Source organism: Frankia sp. CoWAU3, from assembly GCF_977971855.1.
In genome coordinates this window covers 18595-24539 of record NZ_CDWWXB010000035.1, presented here as the reverse complement: position 1 = coordinate 24539, position 5945 = coordinate 18595, and the positions used below count along the sequence as shown (strand labels likewise).

Here is a 5945-nt window from a genome sequence, read left to right as displayed (position 1 = left end):
GGCAGCCGACCCGCATCGGCCTGATCGACGATGCCATGAACCTGGTCGAGTTCTTCGTGCACGCCGAGGACATCCGCCGCGCCGCCCCTGGCTGGGAGCCTCGCGAGCTTGACACCAGAAGCCGTGACGCGATGTGGACCGCTCTGCTGCTGATCGGGTTCGCCGGGTTCCGGCGAGCCGGCCTGGGTGTCGTGGCGGAGCGTACGGACGCTCCTGGCCGGCGCGCCTTGCACGGCGGCGAGCCGGTGGTGGAGATCGTCGGGCCACCTGAGGAGATCGTGCTGTACGCGTTCGGGCGGGGCCAGGTCGCCCGGGTCGAGCTGCGCGGTTCCGACGCCGACATCGAGCGGTTCCGCGCGGCTCCCACCGGTCCCTAGCTCCCGGCGGCTGCGATCCGGGTGCGATCCGGTCGGAGCCGTGCCGCTATCGGGGCGGGGCGTTACCAGAGCGAGGCGTAGGTGGCCGCGCCAGCGGGATGCTCTGCCGGGTTCACCAGGGAGGAGTGCACGTTCCCGGGTGACGAATCGCTGAAGTACGTCTCGTAGGCGAGGATGTCGCGGTTCGCAGCGAACGTCTGGTACATGTTGCGGATGTACACCGGGTTGTCGCCGCCGGCCTCGCCGGCGCGGCCCGCCCCGGTATCACTCTTCCCGACGAGTCCCCATTCCGGGACCGAGAACTGCTTGCCGTGCTGGCGGGCGAACGCGATCGTCGAGCAGAGCCCGGCTTCGGCGTGACACTGGCTGGCGAAGGCAGCGTCGTCCGTGCTCGCCGGCCATTGGTCGTAGCTGTCGATGCCGATGATGTCGACGTACTGGTCACCGGGGTAGACGGCCCAGGCTCCGCTGCTGTGCGCATTCAGCGCCCAGTCGATGCGGGCCTGCGGATCCGTCGAGCGGATCGCGCTGACAACCTGGCGGAAGCAGTTCACCCAGGTGGTGGGGTTGGTCTTGGAGACCGACCACGGGAACCAGTCGCCGTTGAACTCCCAGGCGAGCCGGATGACGCTCGCCGGGCGGCCCTTCGCCACCAGCCACCGGCCGAAGTCCGCCCAGTGGCCGTTGTAGGCGCCGCTCGCGCAGGAGTTCATGTCCCCACCGCCCGTGGGGTAGAAGGACTGCGAGATGACCCAGGTGCCGGCGAAGGTCGAGAACTTCTCCGGGCCCGAGCCGAGCCACGGGTTCGTCATGGTCTGCCAGCTCGACCTGTCGGTGAAGGTGAGCACGACGTTGACCGGCGAGCCGCGGAAGCTCTCCCAGGCCCGTACCTGCGTCATCGTCCCCGCGGCGACGCCGCTCATGCCGCCGGGCACCGAACCGCCCCCACCACCGACGGGGATGACGGGCACTTGTACCGCGGGCTTCGTGACCCGGGCCGCGGCGCCGGGGGTCGTCGGCTTGGCGGCGGTCCGCGGGGCCGTACCGGCCGGGGCGCCTGCGGGCACCGGGGCGGGCGACGGCGAGCCGACGGTCGCGCGGGAGTTTCCGCCGGTCGTGCCCGCCGAGACGCTGGGGTGTACCTGGGGGTCATCGCCGTGTCGGGGCTTCCCGTGCTGGATGGCGGTGGCCTCGACTGTCGCCGAGCCCTCGCCCCCGGTGTCGCGTTCGGGGACAAGGGTCCACCCGACTACGGCAGCGATCAGAGCCATCACGCCCAGCGACGCGATCCAGGCAGGGTGACGCGGACGGCGGCGCCCACGCCGGGAACCGGATCGGACTCTCGGCGGGCTGGGATTGCCCTCCGCTCGGTGCTTCACCGCGGGTATCCCTCCGTGCGTGGCAGTGTCGTCAGGCCCCCCCGGGTCCCGGCTTCGGCACCGAAGCGGATGACCTCCATGTCGCACAGCAGCCTGAGACGGACCGGACCGACCTCCGGTCGCCCCCTCGACGCCGGCTGCCGTGTCTAGATAGTTCGGACAAGACACTACACCGACGTGCTAGGCCGACTTGTCGGAACTCGGGGGTTTCGGGCGGTGGGGCTCTCGGGTGGCGTGGAGCCCGGCTGGTCGGCACGCCGGTTGGTCGACACGCTGGCTGTGCCACAATGTGCGCGCGGAGCCTGGGATGTGCCTGGTGGTCCGCCCACCTCGCGTCACGGATCCCGCGCACGGGTCGGGGATCACGCGTCGCTGGAGTGTCGGCGGTGCCTGGTCGAGCGTCCCGGGGGTTATGCGGCCAGGCGCGGTGGCGGGGCCGTTCACCGGCTCGCCCGCCACGACGACAACAGGAGAGCACCCAATGTCCCAGCCACCCGAGTACCCTCCCGCCGACGGTCACGGCCAAGGGGGTTATGACCAGGGCGGCTACGGCCAGGGCGGCTACGGCCCTCCACCGCCCGGCTATGGACCCCCGCCCGGTGGGTACGGCGCGCCGCAGGGCTACGGTGCCCCGCTGGGATACGGCGGCCCGGGTGGGTTCGGCCCACCTCCGCCCTACAACCAGTCGATCCCGACCTACCTGTGGCAGTCGATCGTGGTCACCCTGCTGTGCTGTCTGCCCGCCGGTGTGGTGGCAATCGTCTATGCCACCAAGGTGCAGAGCCGCCAGCAGATCGGCGACATCAACGGCGCGCTGGACGCCTCCAAGAAGGCCAGGATGTGGTGCATCATCTCGGCCATCTCGATCATCGTGGTGTTCCTGGTCATCCTCGTCATCGGCTTGGCCGGCGGCTTCGAGACCGATTCCAGCACGTCGTATTCGACGCTCCCACCCGCTCGCATCTGAAGGAGCGTGGCCTGACCGAGAGTCAGGCTCTCGTCGTAACGGCCGTCGGCTTGGCTCGCTCGTCGGCTCGTCAGCCGATGGAGCTCCCGCCGCAGAGCCCCGCCATTACCGAGAGAGACGCGAGGAAGAGGAGGCCGAACACGAGTCCGGCCAGGCACCAGGCCAGGCTGCGACGCGATGCCCGGCGCGCCCCGGCGACGTCGTGGGCAAGGAGTCGATTCGACGCGCGCGAGGAGTTGATGATCCCCATCACGCCGAGCGGTGCGCACAGGAATGTCGTCAGGATCGCGAGAGCCAGGTAATTGCCGACCTTTGGCGTCGCCTCGGTCCCCGGCCGCTGCCGCGTCCGCGCGTGCCGTGGTGTCTGCGTGTGCCGCCGGAGCGTCTGGTGGGGTTCGGCGGGTCGGTGGGCCTGTGTTCCGGGCCAGCCCGGATGGGGGCCGGTGTCGTTGTGTCGATTCCGCGGGTAGCCGGTCGAGTAGTGATGTCCGCTCGAGTAGTAGTGGCCGCCGGTGTCCCCTGGCCCAGGCCGCCCCACGTTGTTCGTGTTCCACCGCAACGGTCCGGTCGGAGGCGGGCGGAGCTCCTCGTCCCAGCGGCTGCGGGGCCGATCGGTCCTCGGGCGACGCTGGGTGGTGCCGGTGGTGCCGGTGGTGCCGGTGGTGCGGGATGACGGGTCGCTGATGCGTGAGCCCGACCGCGGGCCGGTGTTGGCCGCGGTCCAGGGATCCCAGCGGGCACCGGTGTCCGTCCGGCAACCGGCGTTCGTGCGGGCGCCGGTATTCGTCCGGCCGGTGTGGTTCGTCGATCCCGGGCCGCCCGCGTCCGGTGTCGGGGACGAGGGCGACCCGGTGAGGCGGGCGTCGTACTCGTCCCGCCACCTGTCGAGGATTTCGTGGGACACGGTGAGGAGCTGCATCGTGCGCATGGACTGTGCGTCCCGGCTGGCGGGATTATCCGGATGATGGGCCCGGACGCGGGCCCGGTACGTCCGGCGGATCTCCGCCCGCTCGGCGGTGCGCGCCACCCCGAGCACGGCGTAGGCGTCGACGCCACCGAGTTCGCGAACCAGCCGGTTGAGCGGGGTCAACGTCCGATCCGCTTGACGACGTCGCCGCGGTTCCGATCGGAAGGCACCATGCGAACCGCCATTCCCCGTCGTCGGCCGGGCGCCATCAGCGGTGATGATAGGCGATCCGTCCGCCATCAGTCCGTCATTCGTCTGCCTTTGGCAGATTCGTGCTGTCAGGCCGTGACGTCCCGGCGGGCCAGGCTCACCGCCCCGACCACCGCCGCACCGGCGGCATACAGACCTCCGACCAGCAGCACCGACCCGTAGCCGGCATCGGCGGTACCTCCCTGGCCGATCGCGTTGAAGACCAGTCCGGGAAAGACCCGGCCCGCTCCGCTCCAGGACTCCTGGACGATGTGCTCGATCGGAAACGTCCACGCGATCCCGACGGCGAGGGTGAGCGCCGTCGACCGCAGGACCAGCCCGAGCACGGTCCCGGCGAGTCCGAAGAAAACGGCGGCCACCAGCGCGTTCAGGTAGCTCGACGCCGCCTCCCCGAGCGCGTCGGCGCTCCACCATGCCGACGTGTCAATGTCCCGGATCCCGGCGACGGCCAGCCCGACGACGATGCTGACCACCAGCGCGGCGACGAGCGCCACCGCCACCGCCACCAGGGCGAGCATGACCGCCGTGCGTCCGGCGAGCCAACCCAGCCGCCGGGGCTCCCGTAGGAACAGGGTTCGCAGCGTCCCCTGGCTGTATTCGAGGGTGATGGCGAACCGGGCCCGCCAGTGGTTGTCATCATGGGAATCAGACTGGTGTGGCCGCCCCCTCACGTCGTCCGTCCAGCGGCGGCATCGTCGTACGCAATGTGACGCAGCACCGGGTCCGCCCGCCGGCCGGCCCGGGTGAACGCCAGGGTGGCCCGCAGCTCGTCCAGCTCGTCCAGCGCGTCGACGCTCGTCCGGCGGATGGCCTCCAGGGCCACCTGGGCCTGCTCGGGACGCCGGTCCAGCACATGCAGCGCCACCGCGGCCTGCAGGGAGATAATGGACAGACTGTGGCCCACGACGTCGTGGACCTCGCGAGCCATCCGCAGCCGTTCCTGTTCGATCCGGTGGCGGGTCGCCTCCTCCTTGGCCTGCGCAGAGGCGATGCGGTTGAGTCTGATCAAGGCGCCCACGAAGGCGGGGACGGTGCAGGACGCGACCGTCCCGATCATCGCGATGCCGAACTTCCAGCCGCCGTCGGCGTATCCCCGCAGGAGCGCGACGACCGAGCCGAGGAAGATCAGCAGAACGCAGACCCCCAGGGCTCGGCTCGTCGTCCGCTGGTCGTGGCGTAGCCCGACCGCGAGCCCGGACACGATCACGGGAAAGAACGCGGGGCCGTGCGGGTAGCCGGTGCCGAGGTAGCCGCCGAGGAGCAGGCTCGTGGCCATCAGCATGGCCAACGGAGCCCGGCGGCGCAGGGGGATGGCTGCGGCCAGCAGAGCGAGCAGCACGTAGGCGAAGGCATCCAACGGCCGGGAGGGGGGCACCTGGTCGGCACCAACCTCCCCGGAACCGCGGAGCAACGCCGCCGCGGTGAACGCGGTGAACAGGACGTCACCGATCACCGGGAAGATGCCGCGCCTGGCCTCTACCATCTCTCCGACGGTAGCGAGCCGCCGTCGTGCCGACATCCGCCACTGGACGTATCCGGCGTACGGGCCGGGACGCAGCCGGGAGCCGGGACGCAGCCGGGAGGAGGAAGCGTCCGGCCGGTGGTCGACCGGTTTCGACGTGTCCTTGCGATGCCCTTGTTACGGATTGTGTCCTTGTTACGGTTACGCTGCGGCCTGAGGGTGGCCGTCGCGGCCCGAGGGCTCACGACGGCCGGTGGCGGGGAGGTGCCAGGCGGATGATTCTCGCGATCGAAGGCGTCGACGGCGCGGGCAAGAACACGCTGACCGGGCGGCTGGTCGTCCGCCTCACCGCCGCCGGCCGCAGCGTCGCGACGCTCGCCTATCCCCGCTATGCGACTGAGCCCCTCGGCCCGGCGGTGCGCGGCCTGCTGGCCGGCGATCCGCGGCTTGCGCCGCTCGCGGCCTCCCCCCGGGCGAGCGCGATGATGTTCGCGCTCGACCGGGCCAACTCCCGTCCCGAACTCGACGCCCTCGTCCGTACGCACGATCTGGTGATCATCGATCGTTACGTGGCGTCGAACGC

Annotated in this window: 6 protein-coding genes and 1 pseudogene; 3 read left to right on the top strand and 4 right to left on the bottom strand. The window is 70.8% G+C overall.

What is annotated here, in order from left to right:
- Positions 1-377 (top strand): annotated as a pseudogene (locus AC08ON_RS05850) (TIGR03085 family metal-binding protein); the annotation flags it as partial.
- A 62-nt stretch (positions 378-439) separates the two neighbouring features.
- On the opposite strand, the gene AC08ON_RS05845 reads toward AC08ON_RS05850, so the two are convergent.
- The gene (locus AC08ON_RS05845; protein WP_476606754.1) at positions 440-1756 is read right to left on the bottom strand and encodes a glycoside hydrolase family 26 protein; all 1317 of its coding nucleotides are present in this window, start codon (positions 1754-1756) and stop codon (positions 440-442) included.
- Between the two features lie 481 nt (positions 1757-2237).
- Here AC08ON_RS05845 and AC08ON_RS05840 point away from each other — a divergent pair, with 481 nt between their 5' ends.
- Entirely contained in the window at positions 2238-2723 is a 486-nt protein-coding gene (locus tag AC08ON_RS05840; protein ID WP_476606753.1) for a CD225/dispanin family protein, read from the top strand.
- A gap of 70 nt (positions 2724-2793) precedes the next feature.
- On the opposite strand, the gene AC08ON_RS05835 is transcribed toward AC08ON_RS05840, so the two are convergent.
- From AC08ON_RS05835 to AC08ON_RS05825, 3 genes are all read right to left on the bottom strand, one after another.
- Positions 2794-3813, bottom strand: coding sequence for a CD225/dispanin family protein (locus tag AC08ON_RS05835; protein WP_476616587.1), 1020 nt, complete (start codon positions 3811-3813; stop codon positions 2794-2796).
- A gap of 155 nt (positions 3814-3968) precedes the next feature.
- Positions 3969-4571, bottom strand: a complete 603-nt coding sequence (locus tag AC08ON_RS05830) for a hypothetical protein (protein ID WP_476606751.1) — start codon at positions 4569-4571, stop codon at positions 3969-3971.
- A complete protein-coding gene (locus AC08ON_RS05825; RefSeq protein WP_476606750.1) occupies positions 4568-5383 on the bottom strand; it encodes a histidine kinase in 816 nt (271 codons plus the stop codon). The genes AC08ON_RS05830 and AC08ON_RS05825 overlap by 4 nt, the downstream gene beginning before the upstream one ends.
- Positions 5384-5637: 254 nt before the next feature.
- Between AC08ON_RS05825 and AC08ON_RS05820 the strand changes: the two genes are divergently transcribed.
- On the top strand, positions 5638-5945 hold a 308-nt coding region (locus AC08ON_RS05820), incomplete at its 3' end, for a nucleoside/nucleotide kinase family protein (RefSeq protein ID WP_476616586.1).